This is a genomic window from Bacillus sp. BB51/4, from assembly GCF_008368845.1.
Taxonomy (GTDB): domain Bacteria; phylum Bacillota; class Bacilli; order Bacillales; family Bacillaceae_G; genus Bacillus_A; species Bacillus_A wiedmannii.
In genome coordinates this window covers 239,311-255,403 of sequence record NZ_QOSC01000008.1, presented here as the reverse complement: position 1 = coordinate 255,403, position 16,093 = coordinate 239,311, and the positions used below count along the sequence as shown (strand labels likewise).

General features: G+C 35.4%; 13 protein-coding genes and 1 other RNA gene. 2 read left to right on the top strand and 12 right to left on the bottom strand.

Annotation, left to right across the window (positions count from 1 at the left end; all coding sequences use genetic code 11):
• Nucleotides 1-76: 76 nt before the first annotated feature.
• From DN392_RS09920 to DN392_RS09885, 8 genes are all read right to left on the bottom strand, one after another.
• Nucleotides 77-265 carry a hypothetical protein gene (locus tag DN392_RS09920; protein WP_061673433.1) on the bottom strand — a complete coding sequence of 63 codons (189 nt, stop codon included), beginning with the start codon at nucleotides 263-265 and terminating at the stop codon, nucleotides 77-79.
• 271 nt (nucleotides 266-536) lie between these two features.
• Nucleotides 537-902, bottom strand: coding sequence for a YxeA family protein (locus DN392_RS09915; RefSeq protein ID WP_002108988.1), 366 nt, complete (start codon nucleotides 900-902; stop codon nucleotides 537-539).
• Nucleotides 903-1,367: 465 nt separating this feature from the next.
• A complete protein-coding gene (alo, locus tag DN392_RS09910) occupies nucleotides 1,368-2,906 on the bottom strand; it encodes an anthrolysin O/cereolysin O family cholesterol-dependent cytolysin Alo (protein WP_000576724.1) in 1,539 nt (512 codons plus the stop codon).
• Nucleotides 2,907-3,396: 490 nt separating this feature from the next.
• On the bottom strand, nucleotides 3,397-4,149 hold the full coding sequence (locus DN392_RS09905) for an iron ABC transporter ATP-binding protein (RefSeq protein WP_064449606.1): 753 nt from the start codon (nucleotides 4,147-4,149) through the stop codon (nucleotides 3,397-3,399).
• Entirely contained in the window at nucleotides 4,146-5,210 is a 1,065-nt protein-coding gene (locus tag DN392_RS09900) for an iron chelate uptake ABC transporter family permease subunit (protein ID WP_064449605.1), read from the bottom strand. The genes DN392_RS09905 and DN392_RS09900 overlap by 4 nt, the downstream gene beginning before the upstream one ends.
• Nucleotides 5,207-6,223: an ABC transporter permease gene (locus DN392_RS09895; protein WP_061679285.1), complete on the bottom strand. Its 1,017-nt coding sequence runs from the start codon at nucleotides 6,221-6,223 to the stop codon at nucleotides 5,207-5,209. Before DN392_RS09895 ends, DN392_RS09900 begins: the two co-directional genes overlap by 4 nt.
• Nucleotides 6,224-6,242: 19 nt before the next feature.
• Complete coding sequence (locus DN392_RS09890; RefSeq protein WP_064449604.1) at nucleotides 6,243-7,256, bottom strand: siderophore ABC transporter substrate-binding protein; 1,014 nt, start codon at nucleotides 7,254-7,256, stop codon at nucleotides 6,243-6,245.
• Nucleotides 7,257-7,612: 356 nt separating this feature from the next.
• Nucleotides 7,613-8,290, bottom strand: a complete 678-nt coding sequence (locus DN392_RS09885; RefSeq protein WP_064449603.1) for a response regulator transcription factor — start codon at nucleotides 8,288-8,290, stop codon at nucleotides 7,613-7,615.
• Between the two features lie 826 nt (nucleotides 8,291-9,116).
• Between DN392_RS09885 and DN392_RS09880 the strand changes: the two genes are divergently transcribed.
• Nucleotides 9,117-10,067, top strand: coding sequence for a nucleoside hydrolase (locus DN392_RS09880; protein ID WP_001125076.1), 951 nt, complete (start codon nucleotides 9,117-9,119; stop codon nucleotides 10,065-10,067).
• 797 nt (nucleotides 10,068-10,864) lie between these two features.
• On the top strand, nucleotides 10,865-11,302 hold the full coding sequence (locus DN392_RS09875; RefSeq protein WP_131706436.1) for a hypothetical protein: 438 nt from the start codon (nucleotides 10,865-10,867) through the stop codon (nucleotides 11,300-11,302).
• A gap of 168 nt (nucleotides 11,303-11,470) precedes the next feature.
• Here DN392_RS09875 and ssrA read toward each other — a convergent pair.
• The 4 genes from ssrA to estA form a co-directional block, all read right to left on the bottom strand.
• Nucleotides 11,471-11,825: a transfer-messenger RNA gene (gene ssrA, locus DN392_RS09870) on the bottom strand.
• Nucleotides 11,826-11,950: 125 nt separating this feature from the next.
• Entirely contained in the window at nucleotides 11,951-12,418 is a 468-nt protein-coding gene (gene smpB / locus DN392_RS09865; protein ID WP_001123908.1) for an SsrA-binding protein, read from the bottom strand.
• Between the two features lie 248 nt (nucleotides 12,419-12,666).
• Nucleotides 12,667-15,105 (bottom strand): ribonuclease R, encoded by a 2,439-nt coding sequence (gene rnr, locus DN392_RS09860; protein WP_064449602.1) that lies wholly within the window; start codon nucleotides 15,103-15,105, stop codon nucleotides 12,667-12,669.
• 142 nt (nucleotides 15,106-15,247) lie between these two features.
• On the bottom strand, nucleotides 15,248-15,988 hold the full coding sequence (gene estA, locus DN392_RS09855; protein ID WP_000761971.1) for a carboxylesterase: 741 nt from the start codon (nucleotides 15,986-15,988) through the stop codon (nucleotides 15,248-15,250).
• Nucleotides 15,989-16,093 lie beyond the last annotated feature (105 nt).

Genomic DNA, 16,093 nt, shown 5'->3' with positions numbered 1-16,093 from the left:
GCAGGATCTTTCTTATTAAGCAAGAGAACGAAAAGACGAAAAACATGTAGCTTTTCATCTTCACAATATTCCCACCTTATAATTGATGATTTACAAAACCTAAAAACATACCGATACAAAATAAAATAAATCCAATTAGAATTAAGGGAAGAGTGAAGCCACCCCAAGCTGGTTTATTAGCAAACGCCCTTATTTTAAAATTAATCCTTGCTAAAGACATGATAACGATACCCGCTATTGATAGAATTGTAGTTACTTCAGTCATTTATAACAATACTCCTCTTCTATATTGATTTTATATCTCTGCAAACCATCTGCATAAGTGTTACAGTCCAATATTTATACATATCATTATGATCGTAGCAATCCAGCTTTGTGCCACATCATTTGTACAATTCATTCTTCACTCCTAAAAAAGGACAGAACCAGACGGTTCGGTCCTTTTTGTTTTATAATAATCTCTCTTATTTTTCTACAATACCTTTTTCTTATAAATCTTACGCTAACACAGCTCTTAATTAACTTATCCTGAAATATTATGAATTTGCGTTCAACTTATCTAAAACACTTTTATCTATTTTTGCTTGATTCACTTTAGCTATTTTAGAAACAATCCCACGGCGATCTTCCCAATCAATCAAATAATATTGATTTTTTTCCAATTTATTTTGTACGGAAATTTTCAGTTCTCTTTCTTTCCCTTTTTTATCGTACACCTTCTCATCGTAAGCATGATACGTAAGAACTTCTCCATTACTCAATTTTTCGTTTTCTACTGTAGAATCCGTCATTACTTTTACATAATATTGTTTAGTTGAATAATATCCATTCCCTGACTTCATATAGTAGAAAGCACCTCCTACTATAGCTAATAACACAAAAATTCTCATGATCCATTTCATATGATAATACCTAACCTTTCTATTCTACTTGTAAGATTTATACCCATTAAAATATAAATCTTCCTTACCTTAAGTATGCTTTAACCATAAAGATGGTACAATCCAGCTGCCTTACACTCACAATACATTTTTGTAATTCTATCATTTTACAAAAGTTTTTTAAGTTGGCCGTAAACAAAAGAGCATAAACTTTTTAAAGTTTTATTCCTTCAATTGCCGCACTTTTAGCAACACTTGTCCAAGTAATAGGAATTTCATTTCAATCCATTTTACGTGAAGAAGTAAATCGACGCCGATTAACTATATGAGGAATTACATTATTAATCAGTGGGGGTTTTGTTCATCCCCCACCTAACTTCTTTGCTTTCGCTGAATTTTGAGGTGGGGGTCTTACTGCCCGTTAATGCGGGATAAAATTTGTGACTAAGTAAAAAAGCGCCCTACTTATAGGGCGCTTTTTTATACTTAATGATTAATACTAGCTGTTGGGTATAATGTTGTTCCTCCAATTGAAACTTTTATTTCATTTGTTAATGGAACATTTTGTTCATTAATAATTGTTCTCCACCATTCCCATGCAAGACCTGTACATTCTCTTGCTACGACCTTTATATTTTTTGAATTTGGTGGAAGAGGGATAACTGTAGAGTAATGAGCCGTTTTGTCTTTTCCGCTACCATCCCATGTTTTATGTGTTAGTACTTCGTTACCCTTTTGGTCAAATGTAAATTCATCCCAAGATACATCAAATTGAGCAACGTAAGCACCGTAATGATCAAGTGTCATTTTAGCACTTGAATATTCTGTAGTTGTCGTCTCAATATAATCTGTATTGTTATGAACAGCAGCAGTTGCATTATCTTTTAAGAAAGTACTTGTATATGAAATTGGGTATGCTGGATTTTTAAGACTTAATTCAGCATTATCTTTAATGATATTTCGGATTTCATTGAAATCTTTAGTAACAACCTTGTTATGCTCTTTCGCATCTCCGCCTAATACTACAGCAGTAAAGGTACTTTCTTCAAAAATATCTTTGTACTGTCCACTCGTTTCGACGCTGTTATTCTTAAGTAGGGCTTTAAATGCAGCTTGTACATCTTTGCTCTTAGATGTTGTTTCTAATTTTACATAAACAGTTCTACCATAAGCTACATTTGAGACCATAACAGGTGGAGCCGAATTACTTACACCTTTACGAGTTAACTCACCAAAAGTAACACTATTATCAAAAAGATCGGATGGATTGTTAGGTAGTTCAGCACTTACGGTATAAAATATTTGCTTATATGCGGCAACCATCACTTTTTTCTCTCCATTTGCAACCGCATTAAAATCAATGTTTAGACTGTTATCAAGATATTTAGCGTTAACGTTAAGAGCACTTGCGATTTGTGATTTACTATAAACCATAGATTCCGTATACTGCATTCTTGCAGGTAACGTATGTGTTTTAGAATACTTTTCATTCCAAGTAGATACTAAATCGTCTACTGCTCCAGCTACATTACCATATGTCGGATTTTGGACAGTAATTGTATTTTCTTTTCTCATGCCAGGTAAGTCTATACTAATATTCAAAGGCTTTCTCTTAGCCACTAATAAACTAGGTTGATTGTCTGCAAAAGCTTTATTTGCAAGTTGTACCGCTCCTGGATACGTGCGATTCACTACAGAATCAATAATTGAAATATCGACTGGTGACGTTGTAAGTGATTTTTTCTCGCGTTCCACTACTACAAATTTACCATTTGAATTGATACTTTCTTTCGGAACAAAACTCTCTACTTTATCACCATTTACAGCTAAAACCTCTTGATTATTATATTTAAGATTTGCTATACCAGTATCAATGCCACTAGCATTTTTGGTTACATCAGTTGCATTACTGGCTTGTGTTTCTGCGAAGGAAATAGATGAATAATTAATAGTGCATAGACTAACTAATAAACATGCAAGGAACTTTCTTCTTTTAGTGTTTTTCTTAATATTCAGAAAAATCACCCCGTTCTTTTTTTAGTAAGATATGATAATGATTGATAAATGATAGCTAACTAATACACTTACATAAATGCTTTTAAAAGTTCTTGAATTAACGGGATTACGCCACCTACAAATTTCAAAACTGCCATTGCGATTTCCATATTATTTCCTCCTTTTTATTGCTACGAAAATGTGATTTATCTTTATGCCCTCATTATAGTGACCCCTTACACTTTTATCAATACACTCTGATATGCAATATTACATACAAAAAAACAAGCTGAATTCTTATAAAAAGTTATACAGAGATAAATTTCCCGTTTGGTAGATACTTGAAAAAAATCGAAGCATTCCTTTGCATTTTATGAGTAATTTACAAGTTTATTGTTGGAAGCGTCGCAGGAACGGAAATAATGAAATACCTGTAGGACAGAGCTATCATCGGCAATCGTATAAAAAAGCTGCTGCCTATAAAATATAGGCAGCAGCTTTTTTCATACTCATTTTGTAATTAATAAACAGCAATCGGCCCATAAGGACCTTGGATAATTTCAATTTTCGTTTCAAAAATATCTGTCAAAAGTATTGGGTCCATAACCTCTTCTACTGTTCCAAAAGCAGCAATTTGTCCATCTTTCATAGCACAAATTTTATCAGAGTATTTAGCTGCAAAATTTATGTCATGCATAACAGTCAAAATTGTTCTTCCAAACTCATTAGCCGCACGTCTTAAATGCTCCATCATTTGAACAGAACGAGCAACATCAAGGTTGTTCAGAGGCTCGTCCAATAGCACATATTCAGTCTCTTGGCACAATACCATCGCTACATATGCCCTTTGTCTTTGACCACCAGAAAGCTCATCTAAATATCTATTCTCTAAACTAGTTAAATCTAAGAAATCGATATATTTAGAAATGATAACCTCATCTTCTTTAGTTAATCTACCCTTTGAATAAGGAAAGCGCCCAAATCCAACTAATTGTCTAACAGTGAGCCTCGTTACAAAATGATTTTCTTGTCGCAATATAGTCAGGATTTTTGCTAAGTCTTTTGATTTGGATTCAGAAACATCCATATTCGCTACTTGAATTTGACCTTCATCCATATCTAAGAGTCTTCCAATCATCAAAAGTGTCGTAGACTTTCCAGCGCCATTTGGTCCAATTAAAGAAGTAAAGCCCGCTTTTGGTATTTCAATATCCAAAGGTCCTATTTTCACCTTATCCGTATAGAACTTTTTAACATTATCGATTTTTATCATAAAGCCCTCTTCCTTAAAACTATAGTTAAGAATATGATTCCACCAAATAATTCAATAATAACTGAAACTACCCCTTGAGCATGGAATACATGATACATTAAAAAGTATGCACTCGTCATTATTAAAAATCCTATAGCAAAAGCCATTGGGAAAATATATCTATGATCATAAGTTGACGCCGCCTGATAACTCAAAGTTGCTACTAAAAAGCCGTAGAACGTAAGTGGCCCAATTAGAGCTGTTGAGATAGACATTAAAATAGCTACTAACACAAGCGTATAAATTACACTAGGTTGATATTTAACCCCAAAAGAAGTAGCAACATCCTTTCCTAGTGACAAAACATTCAACTTCTTAGAATGAGCAAAAATTAATACCGCTACAATTATGATCATAGGAATTACAATAGGAAAATATGCAGGGTCTGCATGATTAACAGAACCAAATAATCTCGCTTGTAAAATATCAAATTCTGAAGGCGCAAGTAGTTTTCTCATAAAAGTTGACACAGAATTTAGCCCGGTACCAATAATAATTCCAACTAAAAGCATAAGTTGTAAATTCCCATATTTACCGGAAAGTAACCATCCATAAAGTATCAAACTCATGAAGACCATCACAACAACTTGAAATAAAAATGATCCAATTCCATTAAAGTTTATTAATGCACTAGCACCAAAGAAGAATATTGTACTCGTTTGAATTGCCGAATAAAGTGATTCGAAACCTAAAAGCGAAGGAGTAATAATCTTATTGTTCGTAATAGATTGGAAAGCAACTGTCGATAAGCTATGGCAAACTGCAGCAATAATCATTGCAACAATAGCTACTATCCTTCTCTTAACAACTGGGATAAAAGAAGGTGAATCTATCGGAACTGGATTGTTATAAACTAAAAGTCCATATGAAGAAAGGAGACCTAAAGCGATCAATGTTATGAGTAAAATCCAATAACGTCTTGCTTCCTTTTTAGAACGAAAAGCACTAGCTGATCTACTTGCATTATGAAGGCTAGAATCGATTTCGACATTTTCTTTATTTTTATATTCTAATGTGATCATCGCAGCCTCCTTGGTTTTCTTTGTCTCAATAGAATAGTAATAAACACGACCGCTCCCACTGTTGCAAGTATTAAAGAAACAGGGACTTCAAAAGGCTTTATAATTGTTCGAGAAATGATGTCACAGGCAGTTATTGTCCCCATTCCAATCACACAAACCCAAGGTAAATTACTTCTAAGATCATCGCCTCTAAACATGGAAACAATGTTTGGCACAATTAATCCTAAGAAAGGTAAGTGTCCAATAACAGCTGCAACAATTCCAACTGCAACAGAGATAAGAGCAGTCCCAAAAAGAACAATTCTATTGTAATTAACGCCAAGGCTTGTTGCGACATCTTCTCCTAGTCCAGCTAAAGTCAATCTATTCGCATACATAAAAATAAGCAAAGTAATGATAACAATCAGCCATAAATATTCATACCTTCCCACCTGAATGTTAGCAAATGAACCTACGAACCAAGTTTCAATACTTTGTGTCATTTGAAAAAGAAGTCCCAAAAAAGTAGACACTGCAGAAATAACTGCTCCAAGCATCAATCCAATAATCGGGACAATTAAAGACGAACGAAGCTTAACTCTTCTTAAAAATAGAAAGAAAATCATAGTTCCTATAAAAGAAAAAATGATTGCACCAGTCATTCTTTGAACTAAAGTCGGGGCAGGAAATAGTAAATACACAAAAAGCAGGCCTAAGCCTGACCATTCAATAGTACCCGTTGTAGTAGGTTCAACAAAACGATTCTGTGTAATGAGTTGCATTACGAGTCCTGCCATCGCCATCGCAGCTCCAGTAAGCATTAATGCAACAGTTCTCGGAACACGAGTGATGAAAAACATCTCCATTCCGTCCTCTTGTCCACGTATATCATAAACTCCAGTAAACAGTGATATAATCCCTAAAATTATAACAACTATAACCGCTATTATAAAAGGTTTTGTCCATATTTTATTGTGATTATAAAACTGGGGTTGAGAAATATTCTCAACCCTAGAAATCATATTTTTTGACACTGTTTCGTACTCCTTTACACTACTTAGCTAAAGTTTTTGCAAGATTTCCAAATAACTCTACATAAGTCTGAATTGATTCATTTGTGTAAGTATCTTCTGGTGCATAAACAACTTGTTTTTTAGAAACAGCAGTTGTGTTTTGAAGAGCTGGTGATTTAGAAATAACATCCTTAGCAGGTGTTGACTTAGCTGCATCAGATGTTGCAGCATCACGATCTAATACGAACAGCCAATCAGGATTTGTTTGTGCGATAGCTTCAACAGAAACGTCATCACCTTTATGACCTGCAGTAGAATTAGACACTTCTAATGCTGGAGTCCAACCGAAAATTTCATACATCGGTCCCCAAACACGACCAGAATGTGGAGCAGCAAAACCAATATTCCCACCAGTAACGATAACACTCATAACTTTATCTTTTCCGTTATAAGCAGATTTTGCTTTTTCAATAGATTTATCAAAATCAGCTACTAATTGTTTAGCTTCTTTATCTTTATCAAAGATTTTTCCTAGAGTAGTTGTAGAATTTTTAAGTCCATCTACTAAATTTTTTCCAGGCGTAGTAGATTTCTCAGAAACATCAAAATTAAGATCAATAACAGCTGCTTTTGGCACTAATTTTTTGATTTCTTCGTAATGATCAGCAAATCTTTGACCAACGATTACAAGTTCAGGGTTTGCCGCTGCAATGATTTCAAGATTTGGTTCGCGGTGATTCCCGATATTTTTAACTGAATCATCCTTTTTATATGCTGAATCTGCAGGCATGATATCCTTTGGAGCAGCCGCTAATTTAATTCCCCAATCAGCTAAAGTTTCAAACGTTCTATTATCTAAAGCAACTACATTCTTTGGATTTACAGGAACAGTAACCTTTCCATGTGCATCAGTGATTTCAACCGTTTTTGGCTTATCACTACCGTTATCTTTAGTAGCCTTCGAAGTTTCTTTACCTGAATCTGAGCAAGCTACTAACATTAAAGTGAAAATTGCTAGAATACTTACTAATTTTAAAAGCATAGTTTTTTTCATACGTATACTCCTTATAATGTAATTTAGTTCGAAAATGATAAAGTCCATAGATTGAATTAGATAGTAACTGCTATTCACCTAAATCAATATTGATAATCATTTTCATTTAAACATCCTGTTAATTAGTATAGTCATTAATTCTGTGAAAATCTTGTGAATGGTGTGAGTTAATAAAATTAAACATAAATTAGATACAACCTTATCTAATGCGCACCAGAGTCAGCCCCCACACGTGCTAATCAATAGATTGAGCACCTTATAAACCATGATTTCTACTGCAAAAAAAATGCCCATTTCCTGATAGCAATCTTCTTTTTATAGTTTCCTTCTTTTCATATTTCACAGAAACTATTTTATCATTCAACCATTGAATAGCCTCTGCCATGTATCGTTTGAATATATCTGTCTTTCTTCTCGCACTTTAACTTTTTTCTTACATACCCAATATATAAGTCTACTACATTTGGATTTACTACTACGTTATATCCCCAAACTTGATTCAAAAGCATTTCACGGCTCAATATTGTATTTTTATTCTTAATTAAAAATACAAGTAAATCGTACTCACGCTTCGTAAGCGAGAGATTTTTACCACCTTTTTTTACAATATTACTAGATGCATCAACAAAGAGATCTTTAAACTGAAAAAAGTTTGTCTCATTTTGCTGATTATAGTCAGTTCTCCTTAAAATAGCTTGAACCCTTGCTACTAATTCTTCTTTCACAAATGGTTTTCTAATATAATCATCTGCTCCTGCTTGTAGCCCTGCTATGCAATCCTTACTAGAAATATTGTCGGTCACAATAATGATCGGTGTAGTTTTAACAAGTCGTATTTGTCTACAAATTTCTGGCCCCGATATACTTAATGAATCCCAATCCAATATGATAATATCCCAATCTTGTTCATATACTATATTTAAACCTTGGTTTTCATTGTGAAGTTTTAAAATGAAATAGCCCACTTGCGTTAGACCGCTTACGATTTTCTTCGCAAAAGACCGTTCATTCTTAATTACTAACACCTGCCTCACCGATGGTTCACCTCTACTTCAATATAACTTAGTTAGATAAAAAATTATCTCAAAAAAATAATGTAAGATTTATAAATATTAAACTCCTAAAAAAAGCCATTATAACAGCTTATTAGGGGAACTCTATATAATCTTACAATAGATATGGAGACGAATACAAAAGATATGAAGATTTAAATAAATATTATTTAATCATTAAGGTGCAGCTATAGTATCTACCTGATTATCATCAATAACTATTTCTTCATTTTTTGTTTCAGGGATACTGCCCCATCCCCATAACGAGATTTTTATCTTCTACAGTTATTTATGAGAGTACAGCCGAGATACATATAATTTTAAGTATTAGTCTTGCTTTTATTTTATCTATTTACAATAAAGTTTCTCTCTTGATCTATATGGGTTAACACTAATCACACAATTAAAAACACTTTGTTTTAAACGTCTTTATTGTAAATTAAACAACTTTATTATTTGTATACACCATTACCAGAAAAACTCCCTAAAAAGTAGAAAAACAAATAACCAGTTCCTTAACATACAAGAAATCGATTATTTTGTATCTAAACGTACAATTTTCTTTTTTTGATATGATGAGCCCTAATGATATTGCCCAATCCGGTGTAAACTCCTCAATAACAATGGATCTTTTCATATTTCTAATGCACCTTATGTATTTTACGCTTAAACATAATATTAAAATTAGATGAGCGAAGCCACGTCAAGTGAATAGAATTCACTCTTTAAGAATACATAAAATATATACACACAAGTTTAGCCTACTCATTAGTGAACATAGGATTCTATAAATTTTGGAGGGAGAGGTATGCCAAAAAAGGTTCTCCTGTTTACAGATTTGGGAATTGATGATGCGTTTGCTATACTGTACACCTTTTTTCGTAAAGACATTCAACTTGTAGGAATTGTAGCCGATTATGGAAATGTATCAAGAGAAAATGTAATAAGAAATATTAACTATTTGAAGTACATTGCGGGAAGAGAAGAGATACCTGTATTCCTTGGTGCTTCTGTGCCGTTGACAGGTATATTGATTCAGTATTTCCCTGAGGTACACGGAAAAGTCGGATTAGGTCCTATTATTCCCCCTGAAATTCCATATCCAATTTACCCCTTAAATGATATTTATCAAATTATAGAATCAAATTTAGAAGATCTTACAATTATCAATTTAGGAAGACTTTCTTCGCTAGCCACGACTTTTGTATTGAATTTAGAAACAATGCGAAACGTAAGAGAATGCATTTGCATGGGGGGAGCTTTTTTCTATCCAGGTAACGTAACTGCTGTGGCTGAAGCTAACTTTTACGCAGACCCTTATGCAGCAAATTTAATTCTGCAGCATGCGAAGAACTTGACAATTATTCCTTTAAATGTGACACAACATGCGATTGTTACACCTGAAATGGTCCAGCAAATTGATACATTTCATCGGAATACACAAGATCTTGCAGGACTCATCATCAAGCCCATGCTAGACTATTATTATAATTTCTACTCCAAGTCTAATCCTGGTATAAGTGGAAGTCCTATGCATGATTTTGTAACAGTGTGGTATTTGCTAAATCAAGAGGCTGTTAGCCTTTCAAGAGTACCCATTAAAATAATTCCTGATCAAGGAGAAGGATTCGGTCAAAGCATTGCAGATTTTCGCTTTGTTGCTAATCCAGGCTATAAAATGCATAATGTAGCTTTTCAGTTTGATTATGAAAGATTCAAAAAGGATATTATGGAGACGTTCTTAAAGAAGAGAGTATAACATGCTTTATTAATTTCAGATAATAAGAATCACGCGAATAAAAATTCACTTTACTTAATGTACAGAAATTCGAATTTTTTAGGTTAAAATTCGCCTAGTAGGGCCCCCCCACATGCCCATCGAACCAAAAAGATTATTTATTAGTTTTGGGGTATTTGCTTTTCCTATCTTGATTGTAATATGGTCCTTACTATGCTTCTTGTTACATTTTATTTTCGGAAGTATAAGTTTGCCACAAACAAAAAGAACCATAACCTTGCCAATCCGGCAAAATTATGGTTCCTATCATACAATGTCACTTTACTTATAAGTTGGCCGCAGTTGGAAGCATAAGTTGACCAAAACGGCCATCTTATGCTTCTTGTTACATACAAAATGTAATTTGAATCATAAGTCCGCCACAATTTGAAACATAATATTTCCATAAAGCTTAGTTTTTAGAGAACATTCTTGTTACATTTGAAGCATAACATTGCCATAAATCTTTTATTAACCTATAAGCTCGCCTCAAGGATTAAGATATTAGAAGTCCATCTCCAACCTTTAAAATCAAAAAAGACCAAATTCTGATAAAGAACTTGATCCTATCATTTATTTTTATTAACCAAATTAACTGAATTTTAGTTGGGTATTTTTTATTTTAGGGAATTTTTATTTTGTTAGCTTGATAGCAATGTGGCACCTTACAGGGAAGTGGTAAAATATATGGGGAACAACGTAAAAGAGGTGAAGGGTTGATGGAAGAAATACGAGATATAAAGGTAGCGAGAAAAAGTACTTTAAGGCGGGTTCTGTTTGTGATTGTGTGCCTAATTATTTGGGTGTTTATTAGGATGTTTCTTATTGATAATGAGGAGAAATGGGTTTTACAGCATTATGAAGAACATACGCGTGTGTTCTATGAAGTAAAGAGTTATGAAAATCTTGAGGTATTACATAATGTAAATCCGGTAACTGTGATGCCAGACATTCAAATGATATGGGAGAACTATAGCAACCTTCAATCTGTGTATCGTATGAAAATAGAGTATCTCGACAAGGAAGGGCAAGTGCGTACGATTGAGCAGGCAATTCCTGTCGCGTACACCGACTTGGTCGATAAACCTATGTTACAGATAACACTGGTGAAAGATTATAAGAATTTAAGGTACATAGATAAAGAGATAAATCCAGGTCTTTATGTGCCGACTAATATGGACGCTGAAATAAGACAACAAAAAAGTTATTCAAATTAAATAAATAACTGAATAATAATTAGGGGTCATCATCATACATACCCATCATTTTAAGAAATTAGTTATTCCCTATAATGTTTTTCTAAAAACAAAAAGAACCATAACCTTGCCCAAACGGCAAAGTTATGGTTCAAATCACACAAAATAAAAAAACCACCAAATATGTATTGGTGGAGACGGTGGGAGTCGAACCCACGTCCAAAAATATCGGCACTTAAGCTTCTACGAGTGTAGTCGATATATTAGTATTTCGCGAACTCTTCGGCCTATCGACAGGCTTCCAAGTTGCTAGTCTGATTGTTCTCTTCCTTCGCCCTCAGACGGCGAACTCCGGCGTAGTCCACTTAGTTTGAGTCCCTTACCCTACCACATGGACGATGGAGGGAGGAACCTTTAGTGCAATTAAGCAGCTAAAGAAAGATTGTTTTGTTTGCCAATTATAGGCTTTGACGTTTTAACGAGGCCGATCCCCTCGACTCGCAACCTAAGCTCGAACTATCCCTGTCGAATCCGTAACGTCCCCATGATAAAAATGGAGCATACGAAGAAATATCGTGATAGCTACTAAGAGCTATTTTTCAATGTGCAACAATCTTACATAAGTTATTATAACATACGCGCGTCGTTTTACAAATGTAAATATCTGTATTACATCTTTTGACGATCACGGAACGCGCGTGCAATTTCACGTTTTGCTTCTTTTTCTTTTAAATCGTTACGCTTATCATATTGCTTTTTACCTTTTGCTAAACCAAGTGCCATTTTCGCGAATCCATTTTTTAAATAAATTCTAACTGGAACTAATGCATAGCCTGTTTCTTTTGAAGCACCCGTTAACTTTTCAATCTCTTTTTTATGAAGAAGTAACTTTCTCGTGCGAAGCGGATCGTGGTTGAAACGATTCCCTTGCTCGTACGTACTAATATGCATATTATGTACCCATACTTCACCATTATGTACACGTGCAAACGCATCTTTCAAGTTCACGCGTCCAGCGCGAATCGACTTAATTTCAGTTCCTTGAAGGACAAGCCCTGCCTCGTATGTTTCTTCGATGAAATAATCATGAAATGCTTTTTTATTTTGTGCAATAACCTTACCTGAACCTTTTGGCATATAACGTCCCTCCTCTATTTTTACTATTGTAACAAATGTTATAAAAAAGCGAAAGTGGCTCGCTCAGAATGTGAGGTGGATGGAGCTTCTGACCTTGAGGCGCTCTTTGCCTCTCGGAAAGAAGCGAAGCCGCCGAACATTCTAGCCACTGTAGCTGGATTCCATTAAAAAGCGAAAGTGGCTCGCTCTCAAGCCACCAATAAAAAAGAAAAGGCCCCGCTTTTCATTAAAGCGAAGCCACTCTTTTCTTACTTGCGCTTTTTCTTTTTCTTCTTGAATCCTGGTACATTTTCAAAGAAGCCTTTTTTCTTCTTACCATTACCGTTACCATCTTTTTTTCCTGGCTGACTAGCGGCTGTGGATGCTGATGCTGATGCTGATCCTTTTCCTTTTCCTTGTCCACCACGATCAAACTTTCTTCCTGTGCCGCGCTCGCCACCGCGCTCATTACTACGTTCGCTACGTCCACCGCGTTTCTTTCTGCCTGTTCTTGGCTGTTCGATAACGACGGGACGATCTTTGAACTTACGACGAGGCGTACCTTTCATGCCAACGATTTCAAAGTCGATTGCACGCTCGTCTTTGTTTACGTTAATAACACGAATTGTAATTTCGTCTCCGATGCGGAATACGTTACCTGTACGTTCTCCGATCATTGCGAAATGTTTCTCGTCATAACGGTAGTAATCATCCGTTAAGTAGCTAACGTGTACAAGACCTTCAATTGTATTTGGAAGCTCTACGAATAAACCGAAGTTTGTTACAGAGCTAATCATACCATCATACTCTTCGCCGATTTTATCAACCATATACTCTGCTTTTTTCATTTCGTCTGTTTCACGTTCTGCTTCAACAGCACGGCGTTCCATATTAGAAGAATGCTCTGCAATTTCAGGTAAGTTTTCACGCCATTTCGCTTGTGTTTCATTGTCGACTTTACCGTTAATGATGTATTCACGAATTAATCTATGAACGATTGTATCTGGGTAACGACGAATTGGTGATGTGAAATGTGTGTAGAACTCAGTTGATAAACCGAAATGCCCTAAGCTATCCGCATCGTAACGCGCTTGCTTCATTGAACGAAGCATTACTGTTGAAATAACTACTTCTTCAGGCTGTCCTTGAACCATTTCAAGAATTTGTTGCAGCGCACGAGGATGTATTTCATTCGCACGTCCTTTTACTGCATATCCGAAGTTTGTTACAAACTCGAAGAAACGTTCCAGCTTATCTTCTTTCGGATCCTCATGAACACGGTACATGAATGGTACGTTCATCCAGTGGAAATGCTCTGCTACTGTTTCGTTCGCAACAAGCATAAATTCTTCAATTAACTTCTCTGATACAGAACGATCACGCATGACAACATCTGTCGGTTTACCTTCTTCGTCTACTAATACTTTCGCTTCTTTAAAGTCAAAGTCAATTGCACCACGGCGCATACGTTTTTCACGTAAAATCTGTGCCAATTGACCCATCTCTTTAAACATCGGTACTAGCGGCTCATAGCGTTTGATTAACTCTTCGTCCTCATCTTCTAAAATGCTTCTTACGTCAGCATACGTCATACGCTCTGTCGTTTTAATCACACTTTGGAAAATCTCATGCTTTACAACATCACCTAAGTTGTTGATTTCCATTTCACAAGATAACGTCAGACGGTCTACTTTCGGGTTTAACGAACAAATACCGTTAGATAGACGATGCGGAATCATCGGAATTACACGGTCAACAAGATATACACTCGTTGCTCTTTCCGCTGCTTCTACATCAATTGGAGAACCTTCTTGAACGTAATGACTTACATCCGCAATATGAACGCCAAGCTTGTAGTTACCGTTCTCGAGCTTCGTTACTGTAACAGCGTCATCTAAATCTTTCGCATCTGCACCGTCAATTGTTACAATCATTTGGTCACGCAGGTCACGGCGATCTTTTAAATCTTCTTCTGAAATCGTTTCTGGTACACTGTTTGCATGCTCCATCACTTCTTCAGGGAATGCTAAAGGTAGATGATGTTTATGGATAACTGATAAAATATCTACTCCTGGATCATTTTTATGACCTAGAATTTGAATAACTTCACCTTCTGCACTTAAACGATTCTCTGGATAGCTCGTAATTTTCACAACTACTTTATGGCCTTCTACAGCACCCATTGATGCACTTTTCAAGATAAAGATATCACTCGTCCAGCGCTTATTGTCAGGTATAACAAATCCAAAGTTTTTCGATTCTGTATATGTACCAACTAGTTCTTTTGTGCCGCGCTCTAAAATACGTACAATTGAACCTTCTTGGCGTGATCCACTTGATTGTGCGCTAACACGCGCTAATACTGTATCACCATGAAGTGCACCGTTTAACTCTGTAGGCGGGATGAAAAGATCATCATCTCCGGTTTTCTTCTCTTCTGGTACAACGAATGCAAAGCCACGTGCATGTCCAATTAATTTACCGCGTACTAAACTCATCTTTTCAGGAAGACCGTAACGGTTACTACGCGTGCGAATAACAAGTCCCTTCTCTTCCATCGTTACAAGTGCCTTTACAAAATCTTTAAAGCCCTCAGAACCTTCAATTCCAAATGCCTCTTCTAACTCTTGTATTGTTAACGGTTTATACGCTTCTTCTCTCATAAATAATAACAACTTATCAATATTTTCTTGTATGATTTCTTCCAAGCAGAAATACCTCCTTTAAACCCTTATATTATTTAGTGTATCCGAAAGACTGGGGATGTATAAAGCGAAACTTTAATACTCCCCTAATGATTTTTACAGTTTTCACAAAAAATTCCTTATGAAAAAAAGAGGCAACTAGATCTTACCAATCTAGTTGCTCCAAGAAGTTATATACATCCTCATGTAGCTCGTCACGTTGCTTATCAAGTGTAATGACATGCGTAGAGTCTTCATACCATTTAATGTCTTTTAACGTAGATTCTACACCGTTATAAATAATGTTAGCACTATCTGTATTAATCATTTCATCATGACGCGCTTGTACAACAAATGTTGGGGCATAAATCATATCCACATTGTTACGTACGTCAGCAATTAGCTCTTGTAGTGCTTTTAATGTATTCATCGGTGTCTTTTGGAATTCCAACATTTCTTGTTCAATTTGCTCTGGTGATTTTTGCTCACGTTTTTTATATTCGCGGGCATATGCCAATATACCTTGGTACATCGTTTCTTCACTCTTAATATACATTGGTGCACACATTGGTACTACACCTAAAACCGGTACTGTATAACCTAATTTTAAAGAAAATACGCCGCCAAGTGATAATCCAGCAACAGCAATTTTCTCAAAGCCTTTATCTTTTAAAAGCTGATATGCTTCCATTACGTCTTGCCACCAATCTTCAGGACCTGTATGAACAAGCTCTTCTGGTGGTACACCGTGCCCTTTAAAAATTGGCGCATGACAAGTGTAGCCTTTCTTCTCTAAGAAACGCCCTAACATACGTACATCAGCTGAGTTTCCTGTGAAACCATGTAGTAATAAAACAGCGCGGTCTCCACCCTCAAATGTAAATGGTTTCGGAGATGCTAATTTCATCATGTACTTCTCCTCTTTCTCTTCTGTAATCTAGTCGTATTCTTTCTATATCTAGTGTACCATATTTATATTTCTATAATCTAATTAGAAACATCTTTCAAATGG

What these genes read in the sequence shown, in the direction of transcription:
- DN392_RS09880 (WP_001125076.1), top strand. Translation starts at nt 9,117, where the DNA reads ATGCCAAAAAAGGTTCTCCTGTTTACAGATTTGGGAATTGATGATGCG.
- smpB (WP_001123908.1), bottom strand. Translation starts at nt 12,418, where the DNA reads ATGCCAAAAGGTTCAGGTAAGGTTATTGCACAAAATAAAAAAGCATTT.
- DN392_RS09905 (WP_064449606.1), bottom strand. Translation starts at nt 4,149, where the DNA reads ATGATAAAAATCGATAATGTTAAAAAGTTCTATACGGATAAGGTGAAA.
- estA (WP_000761971.1), bottom strand. Translation starts at nt 15,988, where the DNA reads ATGAAATTAGCATCTCCGAAACCATTTACATTTGAGGGTGGAGACCGC.
- DN392_RS09920 (WP_061673433.1), bottom strand. Translation starts at nt 265, where the DNA reads ATGACTGAAGTAACTACAATTCTATCAATAGCGGGTATCGTTATCATG.
- DN392_RS09890 (WP_064449604.1), bottom strand. Translation starts at nt 7,256, where the DNA reads ATGAAAAAAACTATGCTTTTAAAATTAGTAAGTATTCTAGCAATTTTC.
- DN392_RS09900 (WP_064449605.1), bottom strand. Translation starts at nt 5,210, where the DNA reads ATGATCACATTAGAATATAAAAATAAAGAAAATGTCGAAATCGATTCT.
- DN392_RS09915 (WP_002108988.1), bottom strand. Translation starts at nt 902, where the DNA reads ATGAAATGGATCATGAGAATTTTTGTGTTATTAGCTATAGTAGGAGGT.